Origin of the sequence: Marinobacter persicus (assembly GCF_900114155.1) — a bacterium.
Classification (GTDB): Bacteria; Pseudomonadota; Gammaproteobacteria; order Pseudomonadales; family Oleiphilaceae; genus Marinobacter; species Marinobacter persicus.
Genome location: NZ_FOSC01000006.1, coordinates 160,685 through 185,134, shown reverse-complemented (window position 1 = coordinate 185,134; position 24,450 = coordinate 160,685). Strand labels below are relative to the sequence as shown.

The window sequence follows — 24,450 nt, the reverse complement described above, 5'->3', positions numbered from 1 at the left end:
GTGCTGTGCTCCATCGTTCTGCGTTAAGCGTGGGCGATTGTGTGCAGACAGCATACTCTGCTAAATGATCGCGGGGGATTGGGGAAGGCTTTCCAAAAATTTGCGGAGCCATGGATGGCGGAGCATAAGCGACCCAAGGATGGGCCGCCAGGAGCGCTTTTTGGAAAGCCTTCCCCAATTCCCCGCCACACCCAAGTCAGCAGTAACGTATTTAAGGGCAGACTCCCAAATACGCGGACTTCTAAATAGGGAACACCAAATGAGAAAGGCACTCATAGTAGCCATGGCCCAGAACCGGGTCATTGGCCGGAACAACAAGCTACCCTGGTACCTGCCGGGCGACCTGAAATATTTCAAACAGGCCACCATGGGCAAGCCCATCATCATGGGCCGGAAAACCTGGGACTCCATTGGCCGGCCACTGCCGGGACGGATGAACGTGGTGATCTCCCGGAATCCTGAATGGCAGGCACCCGCCGGTACAACGCCGGCGGACTCACTGGACGCTGCGTTGGTCAAAGCCGAAGCCCAGGCGACGCTGGATGGCAGTGAAGAGGTCATGATCATTGGTGGCGGGCAGATCTACACCGAGGCATTGCCCATGGTGGACCGGATGTACGTGACGCTGGTGCACGCGGATGTCGAGGGGGATGCCTTCTTTCCGGAGGTTAACTGGAGCGAGTGGGAAGAAATCGGGCGGGAAGATTTTGAGGCGTCTGACAACAACCCCTATGATTACAGCTTTGTGGTCTATCAACGCCGCCAGTCAGCCTGACTGGCGGCGCTATTGGTGTCCCGCAGGTTAAGAAACTAACCCGGCGGGACATCAGGTAGGCGCGGTCTTAACCGCGCTTGGGGCCTTTGCCGGATGGCTTGCCGTTCGGTTTGCCCTTGCCGCCTTTGGAGAAACCACCGGGCTTGCCGCCCTTGCGGAAGTTCTTGCCCGGCGGGCCCTTGCGGAAGTTTTTCTTGCCCCGTGGCGGGCCGTTGCGATCACGGCGCGGGGCGGCGGAAATTTCCGGCAGGGCTTCGGGCTGCTTCAGCGGCAGTGAGTCCGGCTGTGAGGCTTCCATCCAGCATGCCAGGGCGCCGGCCACGGCGGCCATATCCATGTCATTGCGTTCGGCAATCTCATCCAGCAGGGCGATGGCCTTGGCGGCGCGAGGGTCGTCCGTGAAGCCCAGCAACTGGGATTCGAACTGCTCCACACGCATTTTCTGCAGAGCATCCGGCGATGGCAACTGATACGGTTCCATCGGCGAGTTGGTGGCTCGCTCCAGGGTGCGCAGCCAGCTGCGTTCGCGCGGGGTCACCAGCAGAATGGCCTTGCCGTCACGGCCGGCACGGCCGGTACGGCCCACCCGGTGGATGTAGGCTTCGGTGTCGTAAGGCACGTCGTAGTTGATCACGTGGGTGATCCGGGGCACGTCCAGGCCACGGGCGGCCACGTCGGTGGCCACGATGATGTCTTTCTTGCCGCGCTTGAGGTCTTCGACCGTCATTTCGCGCTGACGCTGGTTCAGGTCACCGTTCAGCGGTGCGACCGCGTGGCCACGGGCCGAGAGCTTTTCCGCCAGCAGTGTGGTTTCGGCCTTGGTGCGCACGAAGATGATGGAGGCGTCAAACGGCTCCACTTCCAGAATCCGGGTCAGGGCGTCGAGCTTGCGTTCGGCGTAGACCGGCAGCACAAACTGGGAGATGCGCTTGACCGTGCGGGTTTCGCTTTCGATCTTCACTTCCGTCGCGTCTTTCAGATAGGTCTGGGCGACCTTTTTGATCTGCGGCGGCATGGTGGCGGAGAACAGGGCACGCTGACAGTTGTCCGGGGTTTTCGCCAGGATTGCTTCCACGTCGTCAATGAAGCCCATGCGCAGCATTTCGTCGGCTTCGTCCAGCACCAGGGCTTTCAGGCTGCCCAGTTTGAGGGTGCCCTTGCGCAGGTGGTCGAGCATGCGACCGGGCGTGCCCACGATGACCTGGGCGCCGCGCTTGAGGCCGCGAATCTGCGGCGAGAAATCCTGGCCGCCGTAAATGGGCAGAACGTGAAAGTTGCTGAACTTGCTGGCGTAGGTGGTAAATGCCTCGGCCACCTGGATGGCCAGTTCCCGGGTTGGGGCCAGCACCAGAATCTGCGGCTCGGCAACCGTGGCGTCGATGCGGCTTAACAGCGGCAGGGCGAACGCGGCGGTTTTACCGGTGCCGGTCTGGGCGACGCCCAGCAAATGGTTGCCAGCCAGCAGGGCCGGGATGGATTGTGCCTGGATGGGCGAGGGTGTTTCATAGCCAACAGCGGAGACGGCTTCCAGTACAGCTGGATCCAGCCCCAGTTCGGCAAAAGACAATTCTGACATGAATGTACTCGGTATTCGAAGGGAATGGCATTGCGGGACAATGCATGATTTGGCGTCATTATAGTCGCTTTGGGCGAGCTTTAATACGACTAATGCCGAGGGGCGGGTAGGTAATTGCCAAGAAGGCGGGCCTGCTGGGCTCAGCAGGCAATGTCGAAAAGGCGCTCGGGGTTGTCGATCTGGCTCAGGGCCTGGTCACAGCAGTTCACTGCGCCGCAGTCGTCAGCGGAACAAAGGGCAAGCACACCGCAATTGTAGTCCTGCTTGTTCTCACCCTGATTGCGGAAAATACGGGCGCGCGGAATGATGGAGTGGCAATGGCCACACTTGAGAGTCGGTACGGCGCTGCGTTCTGCCAGCAAGGCCGTGTAGTAGTTGTTATCTGTCATAATGTTCCTCCTGTCCATGTAACAGTACGGGCGCCGTGTGACACTTCAAAGTCAGTATCAGCCCGTATGCGTGCGTTTTCCATTGAACACTACGCTTTATTTGCCGGAATCGACCACTGGTCGGCGATTGGAGCGTTTGTCGTCCCAGTCCAGTTCTTTCGGGTCGTACCAGCCAATGCCATTCAGCACCTGCTCCCGGGTAGTGGCCGACAGCGTCGGCCACAGCTCGGTGAAGGCGTCCAGGCCTGTGTCCCGCTGGCGTTGCTGTTTGCTCTGCAGGCGCCGGATGATGCCCGGGAGCTTGAGTGCCTCGCCCAGTTGGCCGGGCACCTGCACCTCCTGACCCATCACCTTGCGGCGGTGGGTGCGCGCTGCCAGCACCCTTTGCAGTTCAACGGCCGCCTGCAGGGCGGTTTCGACAGTAAAACTCTCCAAGGTCATAACCCGACCGATTTCGGCAAATAATCCGTTTACTATAACCTGAAGTAGGCCAAACTGGCCAAACACCGTGGTAGTCTGTTGCGGTTTCCCGTTAGGCCGCGAAGCCTCCCAGTTACAGGAACTTCTGACTATGTACGCAAAACTCGAGACACGGACTTTCCTTGCCATGCTGGTGGGGGTCTCACTGGCCTTTGCATTGCTGATGAAGCCTTTTTTCGGGCCGATTTTCTGGGCGGTGGCGGTGGCACTTATTTTTCATCCGGTCGAGCGCATGCTTGAACGCAGGCTGGGCAACCGCCCCAATATCAACGCGCTGATTACCCTGCTGGTTTGTATGGTCATCGTGGTGATCCCGGTGCTTGGCCTGGGCGCAGCGCTGATTGCCGAGGGCATGATGGTGTACCAGAAAATCCAGAGTGGCGAGATTCGCCCTGGGGAGTACATCGATCAGATTAACCAGTCGTTCCCGGCCATTGAGGCGTTTCTCGGTCAGTTCAATGTGAACGTAGATGAATTGCGGGACCGGGCAGTCAATGCCTTTGTCGGCGGCAGTCAGTTTTTGGCTAAGCAGGCGATTGGTATTGGCCAGAATACTTTCCAGTTTTTCCTGGCGCTGGCGCTGATGATCTATCTGACGTTCTTTTTGATCCGCGACGGCCAGAAGTTGGTGGAGTTGCTGATCAAGGCGCTGCCGTTGGGCGATGAGCGCGAGCGCCTGCTGTTTGCCAAGTTTGCCGAGGTTACCCGGGCTACGGTCAAGGGTAACCTGTTGATTGCCATTATTCAGGGCGCGCTGGGCGGTATCATCTTCTGGATTCTGGGTATCACCGGGGCCCTGCTGTGGGGCGTGGTGATGGCGGTGGTTTCCTTGCTGCCAGCGGTAGGTGCCGCGATTGTCTGGGTGCCGGCGGCGGTGTATCTGGCCGCCGTGGGTGACGTGGTGCCGGCGGTGGTATTAACGGTGTACGGTGTGGTGGTGATCGGGCTGGCGGATAACCTGCTGCGCCCGGTTCTGGTGGGTCGGGACACTAAAATTCCGGACTGGCTGGTGCTGCTATCCACGCTTGGTGGTATCGCCATGTTCGGCATCAATGGCTTTGTTATGGGGCCGCTGGTGGCAGCGCTGTTCATGGCATTCTGGGGGATTTTCATCCGCGAATTCGGCCACGATACGCATGCCTCCGGGCAAGCTGACAAGGTTGTTGATCAAGACGATGCGCCGGCGAGAAAGTAAGGCGACGCTTGCGGCCCGGGTACAAAAAAAGCCCGCCAGGTAATGTCTGGCGGGCTTTTTTGTGCGCAAATTCAGTCGAGCTTGGTCAGGTCCCGTACTGCGCCCTTGTCGGCGCTGGTGGCCAGCAGGGCGTAGGCCTTCAGGGCCGCGGATACCTTGCGGTCCCGTGGCAGTTCCGGTTTCCAGCCCCTGGCGTCCCGTGCTTCACGACGTTGGGCCAGCTCGTCATTGCTGAGTTTAACGTCGATGGTGCGGTTCGGGATGTCGATCAGGATGGTGTCACCGGTCTCGATCAGGCCGATGGCACCGCCAGCGGCGGCTTCCGGTGATGCGTGGCCGATGGATAGTCCTGAAGTGCCGCCGGAGAAGCGGCCGTCGGTCAGTAGCGCGCATTCCTTGCCCAGGCCCTTGGATTTCAGGTAGCTGGTAGGGTAGAGCATCTCCTGCATGCCGGGCCCGCCCTTGGGGCCTTCGTAGCGGATAATGACCACTTCGCCGGATTTTACTTCGTCGTCCAGAATGCCTTTCACGGCCGAATCCTGGCTTTCGAACACCCGTGCCTTGCCCTCGAACACGTAAATACTTTCATCCACGCCGGCGGTTTTCACCACGCAGCCATCCAGGGCGATGTTGCCGTACAGTACCGCCAGGCCGCCCTCGGAGGAATAGGCGTGTTCCACGGAACGGATGCAACCGTTTTCACGGTCGCCGTCCAGGCTTGGCCAGCGGGTGCTCTGGCTGAACGCGGTCTGGGTGGGAATGCCGCCAGGGCCGGCTTTATAGAACTCGACCACGTCTGGTGACGGCGAGCGCATGATGTCCCAGACATCCAGTGCTTCCCTCATGGTCTTGCTGTGCACGGTGGGCAGGTCGGTGTTGATCAGGCCACCCCGTTCCAGCTCGCCCAGAATGCCCATGATGCCACCGGCCCGGTGCACATCCTCCATGTGGTACAGGGGCGAGTTGGGCGCCACCTTGCAAAGCTGAGGTACGTGGCGGGACAGCTGGTCAATGTGGGCCAGGGTGAAATCCACGCCACCTTCCTGGGCGGCGGCCAGCAGGTGCAGGATGGTGTTGGTGGAGCCACCCATGGCAATGTCCATGGTCATGGCGTTCTGGAACGCCTCGAACGAGGCGATGCTGCGGGGCAGCACGCTGGCGTCGTTCTGTTCGTAATAGCGCTTGGCGTTTTCGACAATCTGGCGGCCGGCGTCCAGGAACAGCTGTTCGCGGTCGGCGTGGGTGGCCAGCAGGGAGCCGTTGCCCGGCAGGGCCAGGCCGATGGCCTCGGTCAGGCAGTTCATCGAGTTGGCGGTGAACATGCCGGAGCAGGAGCCGCAGGTGGGGCAGGCGCTGCGCTCGTACTCTTCCACCATTTCGTCGGTGGCGGAGGTGTCGGCGGCGATCACCATCGCATCCACCAGGTCCAGTTTGTACTCGGACAGTTTGGTCTTGCCCGCTTCCATCGGCCCGCCGGAGACAAAAATCACCGGAATGTTCAGGCGCATGGCGGCCATCAGCATGCCCGGGGTGATCTTGTCGCAGTTGGAGATGCACACCAGGGCATCCGCGCAGTGGGCGTTGACCATGTATTCCACCGAGTCGGCGATGATCTCCCGCGAGGGCAGGGAGTAGAGCATGCCGTCATGGCCCATGGCGATACCGTCGTCCACGGCAATGGTGTTGAATTCCTTGGCCACGCCGCCGGCTTTTTCGATTTCCCGGCACACCAGCTGCCCCAGGTCTTTCAGGTGCACGTGGCCGGGTACAAACTGGGTGAAGGAGTTGGCGACGGCAATGATTGGCTTGCCGAAGTCGTCATTCTTCATGCCGGTGGCGCGCCAGAGCGCCCGGGCGCCGGCCATGTTGCGGCCGCCGGTGGAGGTATAGGAACGGTACTGAGGCATGGTGTGCTGCTCTCTCTTGCTGATCGGTGAGTCAAAAGTGACAGGATACCAGATTCGGCAGGGCTCGCATGGCTGTTTTGGCGACATGCGTTTACACTAAAGCGACAGTTTTTATATCGATTCGATCATCGCCGCCGGAGCCGGTTCTTCAGTGAATAATATGATCAGAGACATTCCGTTGTTTCCGCTGGGTTCGGTGATCCTGCCCGGCGGCCGTATTCCCATGCAACTGTTCGAGCCCCGCTACCTCGACATGCTGACCCGCTGCATGAAACAGCAGAGCGGTTTTGTCGTGGTGTTACTGTCCAGAGGTAATGAAACCGGCGGCCCGGCACAATTTCACGATGTTGGGACCTGTGTCGATATCGTTGATTTCCAGCAGCTGGATAACGGGCTGCTGGGCATCACCGTGGAAGGCGATTGCAAGGTGCGGGTGCTGAGGAACTGGCAACAGGCCGATGGCCTGCACGTGGGTGACGTGGAGCGTCTGCCGCCCGAGCCAGGGGCGCCGGTGCCCGGGCATCTGCGTGAACTGCCTTCGGTGCTCAAGGCCCTGAGCCGGCACCCGGTCATCAAGGACCTGGGGATGACCCTGGACTTTGAAGACGCCAGAGCGGTGGGTTGGCGCCTGACCGAACTGTTGCCGCTGGAGGTTCATCAGAAGCAGCACCTGCTGGAGTTACAGGATCCGCTGGAACGGTTGGAAAACCTGCAGGCATTGCTGGAAACCCTGGATGGCTCCTGAGCCAATGGCCGTTGCGCCTGTTTCAGGCCGGGCGGTACGCAGCCAGATTCGCCTGCCAGTATTCTCCGAAATAAACCGCAACAAAAACCAGCCACACAGCCAGTGCCAGCCATGAGAAGCCGTCCGGCTTCAGTGGCACCCGGTCATAGCGACTGTAACTGGCACGAATCAGACCGGTAATCGCCAACCCCAGCAACAACCCGCCCAGCACGTCCGTCAGCCAGTGCACTCCCAGATAAAGCCGGCTGAGGGCGATGGGTATCAATGGCAGCGACCAGGCCAGGTAGCTCGGCCACCGCTGGGTTTTCCGGCTTTCCGCGGCGATAAAACTGGCAGCCAGAGTCACTACCACGGTGATGCCGGCAGTGTGGCCGCTGGGAAAGGCTCCAGACTCCGGCGCGGCCGCCACGGCATCCGGGCGGTTCAAATCGATGCCGGCTTTCAGGAGTGCCACGCTGGCGGTTGTGAGAATGGCAGCCGCGGCAATGTGCCGGGCGGCGGCGTAGTAACCCCGAAAGGCCAGGGTGATGACGGCCAGGGTGGCCGCAGCCAGCAAAATAGCAGTGTCACCAAGCATGGTGATGGCCACCATCGGCGCATCAAAAAGCGGCTGACGCAACAGTCCAAACCACTCCCGGGTGAGTGCGTTGAGTGAGGCCAGTTCCGGGCTGAGCGCGGCAAGCTGCGCCAGGACCGCAAACAAGGCCAGGCAAACCACTGCCAGGATCAGTGATGGCAGTGGAAATTCGCCCCGTCGGCTGGGGCGCTCGTTGGTGTATAACCGCCAGAAACGATGGGTGGCATCGTAATTGGCCATTCGCTGCTCCAGCCAGCGGTAGAGTCGGCTGCCCTCGCCCAGGCCGAGCCGGAGGCGCAGGGTGAACACATAGGTGACCAGCAGTACCGCACCGGCTACCGCAAGGACCGGGTAGAAGTGGGGAGGAGGTTTGATTTCGCTGGTCATGGCCGAGCCGACCGCAAAACCGGGCAGCACGTATACCAGGGCCCAGCCGGCGGCCGATAGCAGGTTGAAAGCCAGGAATCGGGGCCAGGGCATGTGAAAAGCGCCGGCCACCAGGGGCATGACCGGGCGAACGGGGCCGACAAAGCGTCCGATGACCACGCTTTTGCCGCCGTGGCTGCGGAAAAAACGTTCACCACGGTTAAGCAGCCGAGGGTAACGGCTCAGAGGCCAGACGGAGTGCAGACGGCCCTGTAGCAGGCGGCCCAGGGCAAAGCTTGCGGTATCGCCGGCCACCGCGCCGCAACCGGCCCAGATCAGGATTTCGGCCAGCCCCATGCCAGAGGTGCCCGCCAGCATGGCCAGGGCAAACAGCAGTGCAACCCCGGGCACCAGAATGCCGGCGATGGCCAGGGATTCGGTCAGGGCGGTGGCGAACAGGGCGAAGGTCAGCCAGCCCGGATTGCCGGCAACCCAGGCAGTAATGTCGGTTAACCAGCTTTCTGTCATGCTTGCACGGTTTCTCCGGAAATGAACCAGACTGTGTCGGCGTCATGTTCCCGGGCTTCGTTCATGGCCTGCCGGGCCCGCTCCAGCAATTGTCCGGCTTCGGTGTCCGTACTGCTGCGGGTGGTGCAGCCCAGGCTTACAGCAATCTTGCCGACTTCCGGCCATTCGTGTTCGCTGACGATCCGGCGGATGCGTTCGGCAATAACCCGCACCCCTTCCTCCGGCGTGAAGGGTAGCACCAGGTAAAAGGTAGCATCGCCCTGGTCCTGTCCGTTGCCACCGTAAAGGGAATCGCCGGCACGAATAATGTCGAAAAGTCGCGCCGTTACATTGCGAAGCAGGGTTTGCAGGCCGCTCGAACCGTACAAAGCCTCTATTTCATCGGTGTGTTCCAGCTTCAGGCTGATGACCGAAAGAGGATGGTCGGTGGCGATCGCCCGACTGATTTCCTTGCTCAGGTTTTCTTCAAGAAATCGCGCGTTATTGGCGCCGGTGACCGGGTCGGTCAGCGCCAGATCCTTGGCCGATTGCGCCATGTGGTCGTAGTGCCAGACATACGCGCCGGTGACGATCAGCAGTACCAGCGCACCGGCTGTCATGTTGAGGGTGGGTACCGAGGGCTCGTTCAGCCAGCCGGGGATGATGGCGGCGGCCAGCAACAATCCAGAGATCGTCACAGCCCGTTTCAGCGGCAGGATCAGAAGGTTAAGCACCACCACCGGCATGGCCCAGTGTGCGACGCCCGGTGTGTCGAGGCCCAGCATGGCCAGTGCAAGTGCGCCATTTAGAACCAGAAGGATCACGATGTGCCCGGGCGCTGACAGTTGCTGGCGCCGGCAGACAATGGTGTAGGCGAAGCCGGCGACAAGCACGGTTGTGGCAACCAGCGCCAGATAAAATGCCGGATAAAAGCCGTAACGCAGGTTTTGCAGGCCCAGAGCCGCCATGAAGATTGCCGCCAGGGTATAGCCGGTGGCGTGGGTCCAGGTTCGCAGTCGGGTTTCGGTCATGAGCGGGCTCCTTCCGTGGTTTGCCTGGCGCGTCGCAGGGCGTTGGCCACGCTGCGCTGCAGGCTGTCGGCGTCGTCGCCAATGTTCAGGCCGGCCACCCCGGTGCAGACTGCCATTGCCAGGCCGTGGGTGGCCAGCAGCCGGTCCAGCCCCTGCTGTAATTGTTCCGTGATCTTTGCCGCTTCACTGCTGCACATGCCCGGAAAGATCACCAGAAATTGCAGGTTCTCCACCCGGTAATAGGTGTCAAAATCCCGCAGCTGACTGTGCAGGTAGCGGCCGATGCGCGGCAGCATGGCGCGAATGTCTTCCTCAGGAACCGGTTCCTTGTGCATGTTGTCCAGTCCGATCATGGCCACTGACAGGTTGCTGCCTTCGCGCTCGCTGCGCTGGATTTCCTTGTGTAGATCGGCGGAAAGGTACTCCCGGCTTGCGGCCTGGGTCAGCTCGTCGGTGCGACGCAGGGGCTCCAACTGACGGGATTTGTACTCCCGGAGAAACACCAGCACTATGGCCAGCAACACCGTCAGAACCAGTGCCGGTTGCATTTGATGGCGGTCCGCCAGGACAATCTGCCACTGGGTGATGACCAGCGTTGCCAGGATGGCCAGGGCCACCAGCACCGCGGCCAGTGGTCCGGGAAAGAGCGCGAAGGCAACCAGTGGAACCGCGTAGAGCCAGTAACTGAACGACCAGAAGCCGAGCCAGAGGGCTGTCAGTATCAGTGGTAACAGGACCAGGAACACCAGCCGGTAAAGCTTTCCTGACAAGGGGGATTGGGTGACCGACTGAAGCATCGAGGAGGTCCTTGGCGGTATATCCATTGAATAATGAAACCTGTGCAGTCTTATAATAGGCGTTTGGGGTGCGGACTTGAAACGCGAAAGGTAAAGTAACGGCCCGAATTTGCAAACCGCCGAAATGACAAAAGGTACGCCAATGGATGTTTCCGCCTACATGACAGAGCTTGGTCAGCAGGCCCGGGCCGCCGCCCGGGAAGTTGCCCGTTCCGCCACCGCTGTGCGCAACCAGGCCCTGCTGGCCACGGCCCAAATGCTGGACGCGGCCCGGGAGCAGCTGGCCGAGGCTAACGGCAAAGACCTGGAAGCCGGGCGTGCCAATGGTCTGGATGCCGCCATGCTCGATCGCCTGGAGCTGACCCCCGCCCGTATCGACACCATGATTGAAGGGCTGCGACAGGTTGCCACCCTGCCGGACCCGGTAGGGGAAATTACCGACATGACCTACCGCCCGTCCGGTATTCAGGTGGGCAAAATGCGTGTGCCGCTGGGTGTTATTGGCATCATTTATGAGTCCCGCCCGAACGTGACGGTTGAAGCCGCCAGCCTGTGCCTGAAATCCGGTAACGCCACTATCCTGCGTGGTGGCTCCGAAGCCATCCATTCCAACCAGGCCATCGCCCGCTGTTTGAAACAGGGGCTGGCGGAAGCCGGCCTGCCGGAAACCGCTGTGCAGGTGGTCAATACCACAGACCGCGCTGCCGTGGGGGAACTGATCACCATGCCCGAATACGTGGATGTGATCGTGCCACGGGGTGGCAAGGGCCTGATCGAGCGCATCAGCCGGGATGCCCGGGTGCCAGTGATCAAGCACCTGGATGGTGTATGCCATGTGTACATTGACAGCCACGCGGACCCGGAAAAAGCCCTGAACGTGGCGATTAACTCCAAGACCCAGCGCTACGGCACCTGCAACACTATGGAAACGCTGCTCGTCGACCGGGAGGTTGCCGATGACATGCTGCCGCTGCTGGCCGAGCAATTCACCGCCAAAGGAGTAGAGTTGCGCGGTTGCGAGCGAACCCGGGCTGTCCTGAAAAACATCGCCGAGGCCACCGAGGACGACTGGCATGAGGAGTACCTGGCACCGATCCTGGCAATAAAGGTGGTGGATGGTTTGGATGGGGCCATCGATCACATCAACCGCTACAGCTCTCAGCATACCGACAGCATCATTACCGAGAATTACACGCGGGCGCGGCGCTTCCTGATGGAAGTGGACTCCAGCTCGGTGATGGTCAACGCTTCCACCCGATTCGCGGATGGCTTCGAATACGGCCTGGGTGCGGAAATCGGTATTTCCACCGACAAGATCCACGCCCGTGGACCGGTGGGACTGGAAGGGCTGACCTCCCAGAAATATCTGGTGTTCGGCGACGGCCACATCCGGACCTGATGCCATGCATGTAATCTACGGTGGCACCTTTGACCCGATCCACCATGGCCACCTGCGCCTGGCACTGGAAGTCTGCGATGCCCTGGCGGTACCGCGGATTCACCTGGTGCCCTGTCATATTCCGCCGCACCGGGGTGATACCGGCGCCGGATCACAACAGCGACTGGCGCTGATTCGCCAGGCCATTGCCGGCGAAGGCGCCTTGCAGGTGGATGACCGGGAACTGGGGCGGGCCGGTGCCTCCTATACCGCCGATACCCTGCGCCAGTTGCGCGGGGAACTGGGGCCGGACGAACCCCTGGTCATGGTGGTGGGCACCGATGCTTTCGCCTCCTTTGATCGTTGGCGCGAATGGCAGTCGATTCCCGAATTGGCGCACATTGTGGTGGTCCAGCGCCCGGGTGCGGACCTGCCGGAGGGCAGCGAGGCAGACAACCTGGTTCGCCAGCGCCGGGCGGGCTGTGCCCAGGCCCTGAATCAGCAGCCATGCGGGCTGGTGCTGGAGCTTGATCCGCCGCTGCTGGACATTTCAGCAACCGGTATCCGCCAGCGCATAGCCGATGGCCGGTCCCCCCGATATCTCATGCCCGATGACGTCTGGCGGACCATCCAGACCAATGGTTTGTACGGCGCCTGCACCAGCGCCCGGGTTTAGTGCTACAATCGCACCGAATCACAAACATCGGGCGGCCAGCAGGGCCAGAGCCCGCACGACAGGGTAATTATGCAGGCAGAACAGTTGAAAGATCTGGTGGTAAACGCACTTGAGGACATCAAGGCGCAGGATGTCAGTGTGGTGGACGTGCGTGACCGTACCAGTGTGACCGATTTCATGGTGATCGCATCCGGCACTTCCAGCCGGCACGTCAAGTCCCTGGCGGATTCTGTGGTGTCCGAAGCCCGGGACGAAGGTATCCGTGCCAGCAACGTGGAAGGAGACGGCAGCGACTGGATCCTGGTGGATCTCGGCGATGTGGTGGTGCATGTCATGATGCCGGCCACCCGGGAATTCTATGACCTGGAGCGCTTCTGGCGCGATGCCCCCGACCTGGGTGCTGCCGGCAGCGAATAATCATGCGTTTGCGTCTGATCTGTGTCGGGCAGAAAATGCCTGACTGGGTCACCCGGGGCTATAACGACTACGCCCGGCGAATGCCGCCGGAGCTGTCCCTGGAGTTGACCGAAATACCCGTCGCCCATCGTGGCAAGAATCCGGACATTCCCCGGCTGATGCAACGCGAAAGCGATGCCATTCTGTCGGCGGTGGGTCAGCGTGACCGCGTGGTTGCGCTGGAGGTGGGCGGCCGACCCTGGTCCACCGAAAAACTGGCTTCCCAGCTGGAAAACTGGCAGCTTGACGGCCAGGACGTCAGTTTCCTGGTCGGTGGCCCGGACGGACTGGCCGATGCCTGCCGACAGCGGGCGGACCAGCAGTGGTCGCTCTCCCCCCTCACGCTTCCCCATCCGCTGGTACGGATTGTACTGGCCGAACAACTTTACCGGGCCTGGACCATTACCCGTAACCACCCCTACCATCGGGCCTAGGAGCAGTTATGGTGTGGGATGAGTTCAAGGACACGGCCGGCGAACGCCGATTGTTCCAGCGCCGGGCCCTGGTTATGCTGGTCATGGTGTTCCTGGTGCTGGCAGGCCTGCTGGGCCGGATGTACCAGTTGCAACTGGTGGAGCATGAAACCTACACCACCCTGTCCGACAAGAACCGTGTGCAGGTCCAGTCAGTCCCGCCACCCCGCGGGCTGGTGTATGACCGCAGCAACCTGCTGCTGGCGGAGAACCGGCCGGTATTCAGCGTGACTATCGTGCCCGAACGGGTGGATGACATGGCGGCCACGCTGACCGGCCTGCAGGCAATCCTGGATGTGTCGGAAGAAGATCGGCAGCGGTTTGAGCGCCGTCTGGATGAATACCGCCGCCCGTTTGAAGCGATCCCCCTGAGTTACGACCTGAGTGAAGATGAAATTGCCCGGCTGTCGGTGCGGCGGCACGAGTTTCCCGGCGTGGAAGTGCAGGCCGAGCTGGTTCGCCATTATCCGCACAGTGAGTTGACCGCCCACGCTCTGGGTTACGTTGGTCGTATCAATCGCGACGAGTTGGCGCGGATCGATCCGGTCAACTATGCCGGTACCAACTATATTGGCAAATCCGGCATCGAGCGTTTTTATGAGCAGGTGCTGCACGGGCAGGTGGGTTACCAGAACGTGGAAACCAATGCCCGGGGGCGGATTTTGCGCGTGCTGGAGCGGGAGAATCCGGTGCCCGGTGAAGATCTGCAACTGCACCTGGACCTGCGCCTGCAACGCAAGGCCCACGAACTGCTGGAAGGGCGCCGGGGCACCATCGTCGCCATCGAGCCTTCAACGGGCGGCATTCTGGCGCTGGCGAGCGTTCCCTCATTTGACTCGAACAAATTTGTGACCGGTATCAGCGCGCGGGAATATCGCAAGCTGAGCACAGACATTGACCAGCCCCTGTTCAACCGGGCCCTGCGTGGACAATACCCGCCGGGTTCGACCATTAAGCCCATGATGGCGGTGGCGGCGCTTGACAGTGGTGTGACCACACGTGAAAAGGAAATCTGGGACCCGGGCTACTACCAGCTGCAGGATAGCGGTCGCCGCTGGCGGGACTGGTTGCGTTCGGGCCATGGTTGGGTCGATTTGATTGAGGCTGTTGCGGAATCCTGTGACACCTATTTCTACGAAATGGGCGTGGAAATGGGCGTCGACACCATGCACCACTACCTTTCGGCCTTCGGGTTTGGCGAAGACGCCACGCTTGATGTGTCCGGTGCGCTGGAAGGCATTCTGCCCTCCCGGGAGTGGAAACGCGCCAACCGCGACGAGCCCTGGTATCCGGGCGACTCGGTCAACATGAGCATTGGCCAGGGGTTCTTCCTGGCCACGCCTTTGCAGTTGGCAACCGCCACCTCCTTGATTGCCAACCGGGGGGTGTGGGTTGAGCCACGGTTGTTGAAGGACATCAAGGGCGAGCGCTCTGTGCAGGAATTCCTGCCGGCCCAGACCCATAAACCGCTAACGCTGAAGAATCCTGATGATTGGGAATACGTGATTGATACCATGGAAGCGGTGATGCACGGAGCTAAAGGCACTGCACGCCGCGCCGGTGCCGGTGCCAGTTACCGGATGGCCGGCAAGACCGGTACCGCCCAGGTGTTCAGCCTGGGCCAGGATGAGGAATATGACGCCGAGGAAATTCGTGAACGCCTGCGTGACCATGCCCTGTTTGTCGGCTTTGCTCCGACTGACGAGCCCAAAATTGCGGTAGCGGTGATTGTCGAGAACGGCGGCGGTGGTAGTGCGGTGGCGGCCCCGGTGGCCCGGGAACTGTTCGATGCCTGGCTGGAGGACTTTCCCGCTGCCGATCACGCACCGCTGGTTGAGCCGGATGCAGACGGAGGAAGCTTGTAATGGCAGGTGTTAAACCGCTGGCAGGCCAGCCAAACAGTGGCCTGACCCGCAAACGTAATATCTGGAACATACTGCATCTTGACCCGGTGTTGCTGTCCTTGTTGTTGCTGTTGATGGGGGCCGGGCTTTTCATCCTTTACAGTGGTGCGGACCGGAACCTGGCGGTGGTGGAAGCCCAGGCGGTTCGGTTCGGTCTGGGGCTGGTGGTTATGTTTGTGCTGGCCCAGTTCGAGCCAGCCGTTTTCCGCCGCTGGGCGCCGTGGTTGTATGGTGTCGGGCTGGCGGCCCTGGTGGCGGTATTGCTGGTTGGCGTGGGAGCCAAGGGCGCCCAGCGCTGGCTGGCGCTGCCCGGGTTGCCCCGGTTCCAGCCTTCCGAGGGCATGAAGTTGCTGGTGCCCATCACCGCAGCCTGGTACCTGTCGCGCTACTATCTTCCGCCAACCTTCCGCCGGGTCATGATTGGTCTGGCCATTGTGCTGGTGCCCATGGGGCTGATTATCCAGCAGCCGGATCTGGGCACCTCGCTGCTGGTGGGCATGGCCGGCATTTTCGTGGTGTTTTTTGCCGGCATCAGCTGGAAGCTGATTACCGCATTTTTTGCTCTGGTTTCTGTCTCAGCGCCGCTCATGTGGTTGTTTGTCATGCGCGATTACCAGAAACAGCGGGTACTGACGCTGCTGGACCCGGAAAGCGACCCGCTGGGAGCCGGCTGGAACATTATCCAGTCGAAAACCGCCATCGGTTCCGGTGGCGTGGATGGCAAGGGCTGGCTGCAGGGTACTCAGTCCCACCTTGAGTTTCTGCCGGAAAGCCACACGGACTTCATCGTTGCAGTGCTGGCCGAAGAATTCGGCTTCATCGGTATGTTGGCGCTGATCACTCTTTATTTTCTGATTATTCTGCGTTGTCTGTACATTGCCGTTATGGCTCAGGACTCGTTCAGCCGCCTGGTGGCCGGAGCGCTGACCATGACGTTTTTCCTTTATGTCTTCGTCAATATCGGTATGGTCAGCGGCCTGCTGCCGGTGGTGGGCGTGCCTTTGCCGCTGATCAGCTATGGCGGTACCTCGGCCATTACTCTGCTGGCGGCCTTTGGGGTATTGATGTCGATTCAGACCCATCGCCGCATGATCACCGCCTGACCGGGCTGAACTATGGCAGGCCGGTAATGGCGGATCGCGTATGGAACCCGTTACAATGATCCGGGTCAGTATTGGCTGAGATTCATGGGACAGATAAGGACGGGCCGGTGTCGGTAAAACAGTTTGGGTTGATCGGGTTGGTGGTGCTTGCCCTGGGCGGTTGTGCCGGTTCGCCGGAAGTCGACCACTCAGCCCGTTACACCCTCAAGCAGGACCGGGCACCGGCTGGCGGTTTTGATGCCAGCGAACTGGCCGACGCCCGGCCCAGGTTTGAACCACCCCGGACCGCAGGCAATAAATCGCCGTACACGGTCTGGGGCAAGTCTTACCGTGTGATGAACAGCAATGAGGGTTATGTCGAGCGGGGGCTGGCGAGCTGGTATGGTGAAAAATTCCATGGCCATACCACATCGAACGGTGAAATCTTTGACATGTACGGCATGTCGGCTGCCCACAAATCCTTGCGAATTCCCGGTTATGCGAAAGTGACCAATCTGGAGAACGGCCGTTCCGTGATTGTGCGGGTGAACGACCGAGGCCCGTTCCATGATGACCGCTTGATCGATCTGTCCTTTGCCGCGGCCAAAAAACTGGGGTTCCACAACCAGGGTACGGCCCGTGTGGAAGTGGCTGCTATTACGGTGGAACCCGATGGCTCCATGACCCTGGCCGGAGACCCTTTTGCTCCTGGGGAGCGGAGAACGGAAAACGTTCCGCCGCTGGTGGTGGCTGCCGAAGACCTGGGTGCCGGAGACCCGGAGGGAAAGGATACCGAACAAAGCCATGACAAGGAGCCAGAAGACGGCAAGGTTGGCCACCGAGGCCTGTTTGTGCAGCTGGGTTCTTTCGGTAATCGCGAAACCGCACGCACTCTGCAGGCACGAGCGCAGGGGGCGGTGGACAATCCCGTGCGGGTGCGGGAGATTGCCACCGAGAACGGACGCTTCCACCGGGTGCAAGCCGGTCCGTTTGCCAGTGAACAGGATGCACGGCAGGCACAAAGCCTTTTTGAATCCCGGGGCTTCGGAGACACAGTGGTGTTAACCGACGCCCATTGAATCGCCTGATGACAGGTGTGAATTGCAAACCAATCGATAACCGATGACACAACCAATGGCCTTTAACATGATGTCCCGCATTTTTATTCTGGTGCTATCCCTGACCATTTTCGCCGGCCAGGCGTCGGCCCAGTCGGTTCTGATTCCCTCGCCGCCGCAGATAGCCGGCAGTTCCTGGGTGTTGATGGACCCGCTCAGTGGGCGGGTCATTATGGAGCACAACAGCGATGAGCGCCTGCCGCCGGCCAGTCTGACCAAGATGATGACGGCCTACATCGTGGAGCGGGAGCTGGATGAAGGCCGTATTGCCATGACCGATATGGTGCCCATCAGTGTGAAGGCCTGGCGTACCGAGGGCTCGCGCACGTTCGTGCGGGAAGGCACCACGGTACCGGTGGAAACCCTGTTGAAGGGCGTGATTGTCCAGTCGGGCAATGATGCGTCTGTCGCGTTGGCCGAATATATCGCCGGCAGCGAGAGCGCCTTTGTTGATATCATGAACCAGCAGGCGAAAGCGCTGGGCATGGAAAACACCCGCTTCCAGAATGCCACCGGGCTGCCGGCGGAGAATCATTATTCCACCGCCAAAGACATGGCTATTCTGGCCCAGGCGATCATTGAGGATTACCCGGAAAACTACCCGCTCTACGCGGAAAAACACTTCACCTATAACAACATTCGCCAGCCCAACCGCAACACCCTGCTCTGGCGCGATGATAGCGTTGATGGCCTGAAAACCGGCCATACCGAAGAGGCTGGTTACTGTCTGGTGGCCTCTGCCAAGCGCGACCAGACTCGTCTGATTGCCACCGTGATGGGCACCAGCAGTGCCGATGCCCGTGCCCAGGAAGTTCAGAAGATGCTGAATTACGGCTTCCGCTACTACGAAACCGAAAGGCTGTTCCGTGGTGGCCAGGAGCTGGTTGAGAGCCGGGTCTGGGGGGGCGAACAGGACCAGGTTTCTGTTGGCATGCCGGAAGACGTGTTTGTCACCATCCCCCGCGGCTCCCGCGAGCAGCTTGAGTCGGTGGTTGACCTTGATTCGGTGATCAAGGCACCCATTAAAGTGGGAGATGAGCTTGGCCGGGTAAAAGTGACCCTGGATGGCGAAACCCTGGTCGACGAGCCGGTACTGGCACTGACCGATGTCCAGGAAGGCGGGCTGTTCAAGCGCCTGTGGGATGCCATCAAGCTGTTTTTTGTTCAACTGTTCTGACTGAGGTTGCCGGCACACCGGTAACCGGGAGAGTACAACGGCATGACTGAGCCGAAAGCCCCGAAAATCGAGTTTCCCTGTGATTACGTGATCAAGGTGATCGGCAATGCCGCGCCGGATTTCACCGAGTTCGTCGTGGAAGTGGTGGAGCAACACGCACCGGGTATCTCGGAAACCGACATTACCGTGACAGACAGCAGCAAGGGCCGTTTTTCCTCCGTGCAGCTGAAGATCGTTGCCACTGGCGAACGCCAGCTCAAGGCGCTGTTTGAAGACCTCAAGGCCAGTGGCCGCGTGCACATGGTGCTTTGATGACCGATCTGATCGTCAGGTCACTGGGCCGGCAGCCCTACACCGAAACCTGGGAAGCGATGAAGGCGTTCACCGCATCCCGAGATGAGCACACCATTGATGAGCTTTGGTGCCTCGAGCATCCACCGGTATACACCCAGGGTCAGGCCGGCAAGGCCGAGCACATTCTGCTGCCGGGGGATATCCCGGTTGTTCAGGTGGACCGGGGCGGGCAGGTGACCTATCACGGCCCCGGCCAACTGGTGATTTATCTGCTGATTAATCTGTCCCGGCGCAAGCTGGGCGTGCGGGCACTGGTCGACGACATCGAGCAGGCCATTGTGGCAACGCTGGCGGAACGGGAGATTTCCGCTGCTCCCCGCCCGGACGCGCCCGGGGTGTATGTGGATGGCGCCAAGATCGCCTCCCTGGGCCTGCGGGTGCGCCGGGGCTGCTCGTTCCACGGCCTGGCCCTGAATGTCGCCATGGACATGGAGCCGTTCAGTCGTATCAATCCCTGTGGTTACGCCGGCATGCCCATGTGTCAGGTCCGGGATTTCCAGCCGTCGGCCACGGTGGCGGAACTGGAGAGCCGCCTGGTTGCCCAGCTGGCCAGTCGGCTGGGTCGTGAGCGGGTTAGCCACACCCGGGATCTTCCCGATTTGCTGATGCAGGCCTGAGCGGGGCGGCTCTATTCGGCGCCGCTGAACCGCGCGCTGGCCTCCAGCACGGCCCAGATCACAAACCCGTAGCGTGCACCCTTGCCAATCGCCACCAGAATCACGAAATTCAGCCAGGGTACCCGCATGATGCCGCCCACCAGGGTCAGCGCATCGCCACCAATGGGCAGCCAGCCCAGCAGTAATGACCACTGTCCATAGCGGTTGAAGCGATTACGCGCTTTGTGCAACTGTAATTCGCTGACCGGAAACCAGCGTTTGTTTTTGAAGCGGTCCACTTGCCGGCCGATAATGCCATTCACCACGGAGCCCAGAGTGTTGCCGGCGGTGGCCCAGAACCACAGCCAGAACAGCGAGTAGCCCTGATTGACCATGGCACCGAGCAGCACTTCGGAGTAGGCGGGCAGCAGGGTGGCGGCGGCAAAGGCGGTGAGGAACAGCGACAGGTAACCCATGGCCTGAATCGTAAAGCACTATCACTGTCATGGTAAGTGCTAATTTCCATTCGCCCGGGCTGCTGGCATCATTGGTACAACTTTTCATACTCATCAGGATCAGGAGCGTCTATGGAACCTGTAACCATTTATGGCCGGACCAGTTGCCCGTTTTGCGTGATGGCCAAGAACCTGTGCGAATCGCGCGGTGTACCCTTCACCTGGGTCGACATGATCGAGCGCGGCATGAGCAAACAGGATATTGCCGATGAGATTGGTCGGCCGGTGCACACGGTGCCGCAAATTCTGGTGGGCAGCGAATACGTTGGTGGGTTTGATGAGTTCTCGGCTTATGTGCGTCGGCACGAGGCGACGACAGCCCAGTAAGCGAAGGGTGTTTGCATGAAAAAGCCCGGCAGAGGGGGCTCTGCCGGGCTTTCTTGTTCTGGATGGGCCTCGCGGGCCCTTCCGGATTCAGATCTCGAAATCGGTTTTCAGCTTCTTCTCCACCAACTGCTTCTTGAGCTTGGCCACCTTTGGCAGGCCATCCTCGAAGGGCGGGAAACTCTCACCGGCAATCAGCGGCTTCATGTAGTCCCGGCAGTCCTGGGTGATGGCAAAGCCATCGTCGGTGATGTAGTGGATCGGCATCTTCTTTTCCTGGTTGGCCACTTCGCTCAGGTTGGCCTCGCCGATGGACCAGCGGTACGGGTTGCTCTGCTCGCGCACGATGGTCGGCATCAGCGCCTGTTTGCCGGCCAGAGCCATTTCCACCGCCGCCTTGCCTACCGCATAAGCCTGCTCCACGTCGGTAGCGGAGGCGATGTGGCGCGCGGAGCGCTGCAGGTAATCCGCCACTGCCCAGTGGTATTTGTGGCCCAGGGCCTGTTTGACCATGTTCGCCAGGGCTGGTGCCACGCCGCCCAGCTGGGTGTGGCCGAAGGCATCCTTGGCGCCGGCGTCGGCAACAAAGTGACCGTCCTCGTACTGGGCGCCCTCGGAAGCCACCACCACGCAGTAGCCGTAGTCCTTCACACACTGATCGACGCGGGCCAGGAATTTCTCCCGGTCAAAGGCCACTTCCGGGAACAGGATGATGTGCGGAGGCTGGCCTTCGCCTTCACCGGCCAGGCCCCCGGAGGCGGCAATCCAGCCGGCATGACGCCCCATCACTTCCAGAATGAATACCTTGGTGGAAGTGTCGCACATGGACTGGATATCCAGGCTGGCTTCCAGTGTGGAAGTGGCGATGTACTTGGCCACGGAACCAAAGCCCGGGCTGCAATCGGTGAACGGAAGATCGTTGTCGACGGTCTTGGGGACACCGATGCAGGTGATCGGGTAGCCCATCTTCTCGGCCAACTGGGAGACCTTGAATGCGGTATCCTGGGAATCGCCGCCGCCGTTGTAGAAGAAGTAACCGATGTCGTGGGCCCGGAACACTTCGATCAGCCGCTCGTATTCGCGCCGGTTTTCGGTAATGTTCTTGAGCTTGTAGCGACATGAACCAAACGCGCCGCCCGGCGTATGTAACAGCGCTTCGATGGACTCGTCGGTTTCCAGGCTGGTGTCGATCAACTCTTCTTTAAGGGCACCGATAATGCCATTACGGCCGGCATACACCTTGCCAATCTGATCGGGGTGTTTGCGTGCGGCCTGGATAACGCCGCAGGCGCTGGCGTTGATTACGGCGGTAACACCGCCTGACTGGGCATAAAATGCGTTTTTGATGGCCATTACGGGGTAAGCCTCCTGCTGGTTCGACAATGGCGCAGATGATACGCCAAACTGGCGCGCATTTCATGAGCGGATCATCGCGCTTGACCCGGCCGGTGCGATGATGGACGCTTTGCAGGTTTCAAACCGGAGGCCGTTGCTCGATGCACATTCATATTCTGGGAATCTGTGGCACTTTCATGGGGAGCCTGGCGGTGATCGCCCGTGAGTTGGGCCATACCGTTACCGGCTCGGACCAGGGGGTGTACCCGCCCATGAGCACCCAGCTTGAGGCCCAGGGTATCGAGCTGATGGAAGGCTACAGAGCCGACAACCTCAAACCGCAGCCAGACCTGGTGCTGATTGGCAACGCCATGTCCCGGGGCAACCCGGAAGTGGAGGCGGTGCTCAACCGGCACATTGATTACATGTCCGGCCCCGAGTGGCTGTCCCGGGAAGTGTTGCGTCACCGGTGGGTGCTGGCTGTGGCCGGTACCCACGGCAAAACCACCACCACTTCCATGCTGTTGTGGATTCTGGACCAGGCAGGGTTTGATCCCGGCTACCTGGTCGGTGGCGTACCGAAGGATTTTCCCGTCTCAGCGCGGCTCGGAACCAGTGATTTTTTCGTGATTGAGGCCGATGAATACGACAGTGCCTTTTTCGACAAGCGCTCCAAGTTTGTCCATTACCGCCCCGACACCCTGATTCTCAACAACCTGGAATACGACCACGCCGATATTTTTGACAGCATCGAGGCGATCGAGCGCCAGTTCCACCACCTGGTGCGGACCGTGCCGTCCCAGGGGCTGATCGTCCGGCCGGCGGTGGATGCGCACCTGGATAACGCCCTCGAGCTGGGTTGCTGGAGCCCGGTGCAGGACACGTCGGTGGGTAGCGAAACCGGGCGAATGAGCGACTGGCGGGCCGAGTTGCTGTCCGAGGATGGCAGCCGGTTCATGGTGATTCACCATGAGCAGCCGGTGGCGACCCTGAGTTGGTCACTGACTGGCATTCATAATGTGCGCAACGCCTTGTCCGCCATTGCCGCCGCGCGTCATATTGGCATCACGCCGGACCATGCCATCGCTGCCCTGAACCGCTTTTCCGGGGTGAAGCGGCGCATGGAGTTGCTGGCGGATATTGGCGGCATCAAAGTCTATGACGATTTCGCCCACCACCCGACGGCCATCGCCTCGACGCTTGAAGGGCTGCGCAAACAGGTGTTGGATGAGCCGATCCTGGCGATCATCGAGCCACGCTCCAATACCATGAAACAGGGCGTTCACCGGCAAACCCTGATTCCCAGCACCGCTGCCGCCGATGGCGTACTTTGGGGCAATCTGAGCGAGATGGACTGGTTGCCGCAGCTGCTGGTTCAGTGGCAGACGGAGCAGGGTGGTGCCGACAACCACCGGGTGGAAAGCTCGGTGGAAGCGCTGATCACCCAGGCGCTGGCGCAATTACCGGAGACCGGCCACATTGTGATCATGAGCAATGGCGGCTTTGGCGGCATTCACGGCAAACTGGTGGCAGAACTGGAGAAGATGCGTGGTTGAAACACCGAAACTGATTAACCTGGCTTTCACCGGTGCCTCTGGCGCCCAATACGGCCTGCGGTTGCTGCAGTGCCTGGTGGCCGCCGGATGCCGGGTGAATGTGATGGTCAGCCGTGCCGCGCAGGTGGTGATGGCCACCGAAACCGACTTTCGCCTGCCGGGCTCTCCGCCGGCCATGAAAGAAGCGTTCGATTCCTTTACCGCCGCCAACGAAGGGCAAATACAGGTCTTTGGCCGGGAAGACTGGTTCTCGCCCCCGGCCTCCGGCTCTGGCGAGAAAGCCCCGCTGGTGGTATGCCCCTGCAGCACCGGTACCCTCTCAGCTCTGGCAACAGGCGCCAGTAACAACCTGATCGAACGGGCCGGGGATGTGGCGCTGAAAGAGCGAAGACAGCTCATCCTGGTGCTGCGCGAAGCCCCGTATTCCGAAGTGCATCTGGAAAACATGCTCAAACTCACCCGCATGGGCGCGGTGATCATGCCGGCCAGCCCGGGTTTCTACCACAAGCCGGAGTCCATCGATGATCTGGTGGATTTCATGGTGGCGCGGCTTCTTGATCATTTGGGTATAGAGCAGGGATTGGTGCCGCGCTGGGGAGAATCTAATCAGGAAGAGGGCAGCTAAAGTCGGATGGAGTCAATCAGGTAGGGCTTTCCAAAACCGTGCGGAGCCAGGGATGGCGGAGCTCGAGCGGTACAGGGAAGTATTTACAGCGTGTTTTGGAAAGCCCTACCTGATTGGCTCCCTGCACGGAGTTCATGGTATTCGGCAACGGAGTAGTCACCAAATAGAAACAATAAACCAGCACCATAGGGTCATGCTGAGGTTTCTAAGGGTGTGGGAGTTTTGATTGGTTCGGGTATTTTCAAAGCCACTTCTTAGAGGGAAGAAGTGGTGCCGAGGAGAGGACTTGAACCTCCACGGGGTTGCCCCCACTAGCACCTGAAGCTAGCGCGTCTACCAATTTCGCCACCTCGGCAGATGACTTGTTGAGGTGTGCCCCTCAACCGATGGCGCGTACTTTACTGATCGCTCCCGAAGCTGTCAAACATTTTTTTTAAAAAAGTTTTTCGAGTAATTGTGCGTACTATACAGGCACTTGTTAGGCATGGGCCTGTTCACAACGTTATACTGAGGCAAACACGAATTCCGCCGCACTA

25 protein-coding genes and 1 tRNA gene are annotated in these 24,450 nt (G+C 60.4%); 16 read left to right on the top strand and 10 right to left on the bottom strand.

Features of this window, described 5'->3' with window-relative positions; translation table 11 throughout:
- Nucleotides 1–259: 259 nt before the first annotated feature.
- Nucleotides 260–775 carry a dihydrofolate reductase gene (locus BMZ63_RS08405; protein ID WP_091704283.1) on the top strand — a complete coding sequence of 172 codons (516 nt, stop codon included), beginning with the start codon at nt 260–262 and terminating at the stop codon, nt 773–775.
- Nucleotides 776–842: 67 nt separating this feature from the next.
- Here BMZ63_RS08405 and BMZ63_RS08400 read toward each other — a convergent pair whose 3' ends face one another.
- The 3 genes from BMZ63_RS08400 to BMZ63_RS08390 form a co-directional block, all read right to left on the bottom strand.
- The gene (locus BMZ63_RS08400; RefSeq protein WP_091704281.1) at nt 843–2,351 is read right to left on the bottom strand and encodes a DEAD/DEAH box helicase; all 1,509 of its coding nucleotides are present in this window, start codon (nt 2,349–2,351) and stop codon (nt 843–845) included.
- 140 nt (nt 2,352–2,491) lie between these two features.
- On the bottom strand, nt 2,492–2,740 hold the full coding sequence (locus tag BMZ63_RS08395) for a hypothetical protein (RefSeq protein ID WP_091704278.1): 249 nt from the start codon (nt 2,738–2,740) through the stop codon (nt 2,492–2,494).
- A gap of 96 nt (nt 2,741–2,836) precedes the next feature.
- Nucleotides 2,837–3,181 carry a hypothetical protein gene (locus BMZ63_RS08390; RefSeq protein ID WP_091704275.1) on the bottom strand — a complete coding sequence of 115 codons (345 nt, stop codon included), beginning with the start codon at nt 3,179–3,181 and terminating at the stop codon, nt 2,837–2,839.
- 130 nt (nt 3,182–3,311) lie between these two features.
- Here BMZ63_RS08390 and BMZ63_RS08385 point away from each other — a divergent pair, with 130 nt between their 5' ends.
- Complete coding sequence (locus BMZ63_RS08385; RefSeq protein WP_091704273.1) at nt 3,312–4,415, top strand: AI-2E family transporter; 1,104 nt, start codon at nt 3,312–3,314, stop codon at nt 4,413–4,415.
- 71 nt (nt 4,416–4,486) lie between these two features.
- On the opposite strand, the gene ilvD is transcribed toward BMZ63_RS08385, so the two are convergent.
- Entirely contained in the window at nt 4,487–6,322 is a 1,836-nt protein-coding gene (gene ilvD, locus BMZ63_RS08380; RefSeq protein WP_091704270.1) for a dihydroxy-acid dehydratase, read from the bottom strand.
- A gap of 160 nt (nt 6,323–6,482) precedes the next feature.
- On the opposite strand from ilvD, the gene BMZ63_RS08375 reads away from it, so the two are divergent.
- Complete coding sequence (locus tag BMZ63_RS08375) at nt 6,483–7,067, top strand: LON peptidase substrate-binding domain-containing protein (protein WP_091704267.1); 585 nt, start codon at nt 6,483–6,485, stop codon at nt 7,065–7,067.
- A gap of 22 nt (nt 7,068–7,089) precedes the next feature.
- Here BMZ63_RS08375 and BMZ63_RS08370 read toward each other — a convergent pair whose 3' ends face one another.
- Genes BMZ63_RS08370 through BMZ63_RS08360 form a run of 3 tightly spaced genes read right to left on the bottom strand, consistent with a single transcriptional unit; the run spans nt 7,090 to nt 10,345 of the window.
- Nucleotides 7,090–8,538 (bottom strand): VTT domain-containing protein, encoded by a 1,449-nt coding sequence (locus tag BMZ63_RS08370; RefSeq protein ID WP_091704265.1) that lies wholly within the window; start codon nt 8,536–8,538, stop codon nt 7,090–7,092.
- Nucleotides 8,535–9,548, bottom strand: a complete 1,014-nt coding sequence (locus tag BMZ63_RS08365) for a GGDEF domain-containing protein (RefSeq protein ID WP_091704262.1) — start codon at nt 9,546–9,548, stop codon at nt 8,535–8,537. Before BMZ63_RS08365 ends, BMZ63_RS08370 begins: the two co-directional genes overlap by 4 nt.
- Entirely contained in the window at nt 9,545–10,345 is an 801-nt protein-coding gene (locus tag BMZ63_RS08360) for a GGDEF domain-containing protein (protein WP_227663655.1), read from the bottom strand. The genes BMZ63_RS08365 and BMZ63_RS08360 overlap by 4 nt, the downstream gene beginning before the upstream one ends.
- Before the next feature lie 142 nt (nt 10,346–10,487).
- On the opposite strand from BMZ63_RS08360, the gene BMZ63_RS08355 reads away from it, so the two are divergent.
- From BMZ63_RS08355 to lipB, 10 genes are all read left to right on the top strand, one after another.
- Complete coding sequence (locus BMZ63_RS08355; protein WP_091704257.1) at nt 10,488–11,744, top strand: glutamate-5-semialdehyde dehydrogenase; 1,257 nt, start codon at nt 10,488–10,490, stop codon at nt 11,742–11,744.
- A gap of 4 nt (nt 11,745–11,748) precedes the next feature.
- On the top strand, nt 11,749–12,399 hold the full coding sequence (gene nadD, locus BMZ63_RS08350; RefSeq protein WP_091704254.1) for a nicotinate-nucleotide adenylyltransferase: 651 nt from the start codon (nt 11,749–11,751) through the stop codon (nt 12,397–12,399).
- A gap of 69 nt (nt 12,400–12,468) precedes the next feature.
- Nucleotides 12,469–12,816 carry a ribosome silencing factor gene (gene rsfS / locus BMZ63_RS08345; RefSeq protein ID WP_091704253.1) on the top strand — a complete coding sequence of 116 codons (348 nt, stop codon included), beginning with the start codon at nt 12,469–12,471 and terminating at the stop codon, nt 12,814–12,816.
- Nucleotides 12,817–12,818: 2 nt separating this feature from the next.
- Nucleotides 12,819–13,289, top strand: a complete 471-nt coding sequence (gene rlmH / locus BMZ63_RS08340; RefSeq protein WP_091704250.1) for a 23S rRNA (pseudouridine(1915)-N(3))-methyltransferase RlmH — start codon at nt 12,819–12,821, stop codon at nt 13,287–13,289.
- An 8-nt stretch (nt 13,290–13,297) separates the two neighbouring features.
- Nucleotides 13,298–15,193, top strand: coding sequence for a penicillin-binding protein 2 (gene mrdA / locus BMZ63_RS08335; RefSeq protein ID WP_091704247.1), 1,896 nt, complete (start codon nt 13,298–13,300; stop codon nt 15,191–15,193).
- Nucleotides 15,193–16,335: a rod shape-determining protein RodA gene (gene rodA, locus BMZ63_RS08330; RefSeq protein WP_091704245.1), complete on the top strand. Its 1,143-nt coding sequence runs from the start codon at nt 15,193–15,195 to the stop codon at nt 16,333–16,335. Before mrdA ends, rodA begins: the two co-directional genes overlap by 1 nt.
- A gap of 107 nt (nt 16,336–16,442) precedes the next feature.
- A complete protein-coding gene (locus tag BMZ63_RS08325; RefSeq protein WP_091704242.1) occupies nt 16,443–17,393 on the top strand; it encodes a septal ring lytic transglycosylase RlpA family protein in 951 nt (316 codons plus the stop codon).
- Nucleotides 17,394–17,436: 43 nt separating this feature from the next.
- The gene (locus BMZ63_RS08320; RefSeq protein WP_227663657.1) at nt 17,437–18,609 is read left to right on the top strand and encodes a D-alanyl-D-alanine carboxypeptidase family protein; all 1,173 of its coding nucleotides are present in this window, start codon (nt 17,437–17,439) and stop codon (nt 18,607–18,609) included.
- Between the two features lie 42 nt (nt 18,610–18,651).
- Nucleotides 18,652–18,921, top strand: coding sequence for an HP0495 family protein (locus BMZ63_RS08315; RefSeq protein ID WP_091704237.1), 270 nt, complete (start codon nt 18,652–18,654; stop codon nt 18,919–18,921).
- Nucleotides 18,921–19,580: a lipoyl(octanoyl) transferase LipB gene (gene lipB / locus BMZ63_RS08310; protein WP_091704233.1), complete on the top strand. Its 660-nt coding sequence runs from the start codon at nt 18,921–18,923 to the stop codon at nt 19,578–19,580. The genes BMZ63_RS08315 and lipB overlap by 1 nt, the downstream gene beginning before the upstream one ends.
- 11 nt (nt 19,581–19,591) lie before the next feature.
- On the opposite strand, the gene BMZ63_RS08305 is transcribed toward lipB, so the two are convergent.
- Nucleotides 19,592–20,035, bottom strand: coding sequence for a YqaA family protein (locus BMZ63_RS08305; RefSeq protein ID WP_091704230.1), 444 nt, complete (start codon nt 20,033–20,035; stop codon nt 19,592–19,594).
- A gap of 111 nt (nt 20,036–20,146) precedes the next feature.
- Between BMZ63_RS08305 and BMZ63_RS08300 the strand changes: the two genes are divergently transcribed.
- Nucleotides 20,147–20,401 (top strand): GrxA family glutaredoxin, encoded by a 255-nt coding sequence (locus BMZ63_RS08300; RefSeq protein WP_091704227.1) that lies wholly within the window; start codon nt 20,147–20,149, stop codon nt 20,399–20,401.
- An 87-nt stretch (nt 20,402–20,488) separates the two neighbouring features.
- Here the strand turns inward: BMZ63_RS08300 and BMZ63_RS08295 are convergent, their stop codons facing one another.
- Nucleotides 20,489–21,751 (bottom strand): 6-phosphofructokinase, encoded by a 1,263-nt coding sequence (locus BMZ63_RS08295; protein WP_091704223.1) that lies wholly within the window; start codon nt 21,749–21,751, stop codon nt 20,489–20,491.
- Nucleotides 21,752–21,894: 143 nt separating this feature from the next.
- Between BMZ63_RS08295 and mpl the strand changes: the two genes are divergently transcribed.
- Together mpl and BMZ63_RS08285 are read left to right on the top strand one after the other, a co-directional pair.
- On the top strand, nt 21,895–23,289 hold the full coding sequence (gene mpl, locus BMZ63_RS08290) for a UDP-N-acetylmuramate:L-alanyl-gamma-D-glutamyl-meso-diaminopimelate ligase (RefSeq protein WP_091704221.1): 1,395 nt from the start codon (nt 21,895–21,897) through the stop codon (nt 23,287–23,289).
- Nucleotides 23,282–23,914 carry a flavin prenyltransferase UbiX gene (locus tag BMZ63_RS08285; protein WP_227663658.1) on the top strand — a complete coding sequence of 211 codons (633 nt, stop codon included), beginning with the start codon at nt 23,282–23,284 and terminating at the stop codon, nt 23,912–23,914. Before mpl ends, BMZ63_RS08285 begins: the two co-directional genes overlap by 8 nt.
- 268 nt (nt 23,915–24,182) lie before the next feature.
- On the opposite strand, the gene BMZ63_RS08280 is transcribed toward BMZ63_RS08285, so the two are convergent.
- Nucleotides 24,183–24,269: transfer RNA gene (locus tag BMZ63_RS08280), tRNA-Leu, on the bottom strand.
- Between the last annotated feature and the right edge of the window lie 181 nt (nt 24,270–24,450).

Coding starts and splice junctions, on each gene's coding strand:
- BMZ63_RS08370 (WP_091704265.1), bottom strand. CDS start 8,538: ATGACAGAAAGCTGGTTAACCGACATTACTGCCTGGGTTGCCGGCAAT.
- BMZ63_RS08360 (WP_227663655.1), bottom strand. CDS start 10,345: ATGCTTCAGTCGGTCACCCAATCCCCCTTGTCAGGAAAGCTTTACCGG.
- BMZ63_RS08355 (WP_091704257.1), top strand. CDS start 10,488: ATGGATGTTTCCGCCTACATGACAGAGCTTGGTCAGCAGGCCCGGGCC.
- BMZ63_RS08315 (WP_091704237.1), top strand. CDS start 18,652: ATGACTGAGCCGAAAGCCCCGAAAATCGAGTTTCCCTGTGATTACGTG.
- rsfS (WP_091704253.1), top strand. CDS start 12,469: ATGCAGGCAGAACAGTTGAAAGATCTGGTGGTAAACGCACTTGAGGAC.
- mpl (WP_091704221.1), top strand. CDS start 21,895: ATGCACATTCATATTCTGGGAATCTGTGGCACTTTCATGGGGAGCCTG.
- rodA (WP_091704245.1), top strand. CDS start 15,193: ATGGCAGGTGTTAAACCGCTGGCAGGCCAGCCAAACAGTGGCCTGACC.
- BMZ63_RS08305 (WP_091704230.1), bottom strand. CDS start 20,035: ATGGGTTACCTGTCGCTGTTCCTCACCGCCTTTGCCGCCGCCACCCTG.
- BMZ63_RS08405 (WP_091704283.1), top strand. CDS start 260: ATGAGAAAGGCACTCATAGTAGCCATGGCCCAGAACCGGGTCATTGGC.
- mrdA (WP_091704247.1), top strand. CDS start 13,298: ATGGTGTGGGATGAGTTCAAGGACACGGCCGGCGAACGCCGATTGTTC.
- BMZ63_RS08375 (WP_091704267.1), top strand. CDS start 6,483: ATGATCAGAGACATTCCGTTGTTTCCGCTGGGTTCGGTGATCCTGCCC.
- BMZ63_RS08295 (WP_091704223.1), bottom strand. CDS start 21,751: ATGGCCATCAAAAACGCATTTTATGCCCAGTCAGGCGGTGTTACCGCC.
- BMZ63_RS08365 (WP_091704262.1), bottom strand. CDS start 9,548: ATGACCGAAACCCGACTGCGAACCTGGACCCACGCCACCGGCTATACC.
- ilvD (WP_091704270.1), bottom strand. CDS start 6,322: ATGCCTCAGTACCGTTCCTATACCTCCACCGGCGGCCGCAACATGGCC.
- BMZ63_RS08390 (WP_091704275.1), bottom strand. CDS start 3,181: ATGACCTTGGAGAGTTTTACTGTCGAAACCGCCCTGCAGGCGGCCGTT.
- BMZ63_RS08385 (WP_091704273.1), top strand. CDS start 3,312: ATGTACGCAAAACTCGAGACACGGACTTTCCTTGCCATGCTGGTGGGG.
- nadD (WP_091704254.1), top strand. CDS start 11,749: ATGCATGTAATCTACGGTGGCACCTTTGACCCGATCCACCATGGCCAC.
- BMZ63_RS08400 (WP_091704281.1), bottom strand. CDS start 2,351: ATGTCAGAATTGTCTTTTGCCGAACTGGGGCTGGATCCAGCTGTACTG.
- lipB (WP_091704233.1), top strand. CDS start 18,921: ATGACCGATCTGATCGTCAGGTCACTGGGCCGGCAGCCCTACACCGAA.
- BMZ63_RS08320 (WP_227663657.1), top strand. CDS start 17,437: ATGACACAACCAATGGCCTTTAACATGATGTCCCGCATTTTTATTCTG.
- rlmH (WP_091704250.1), top strand. CDS start 12,819: ATGCGTTTGCGTCTGATCTGTGTCGGGCAGAAAATGCCTGACTGGGTC.
- BMZ63_RS08395 (WP_091704278.1), bottom strand. CDS start 2,740: ATGACAGATAACAACTACTACACGGCCTTGCTGGCAGAACGCAGCGCC.
- BMZ63_RS08300 (WP_091704227.1), top strand. CDS start 20,147: ATGGAACCTGTAACCATTTATGGCCGGACCAGTTGCCCGTTTTGCGTG.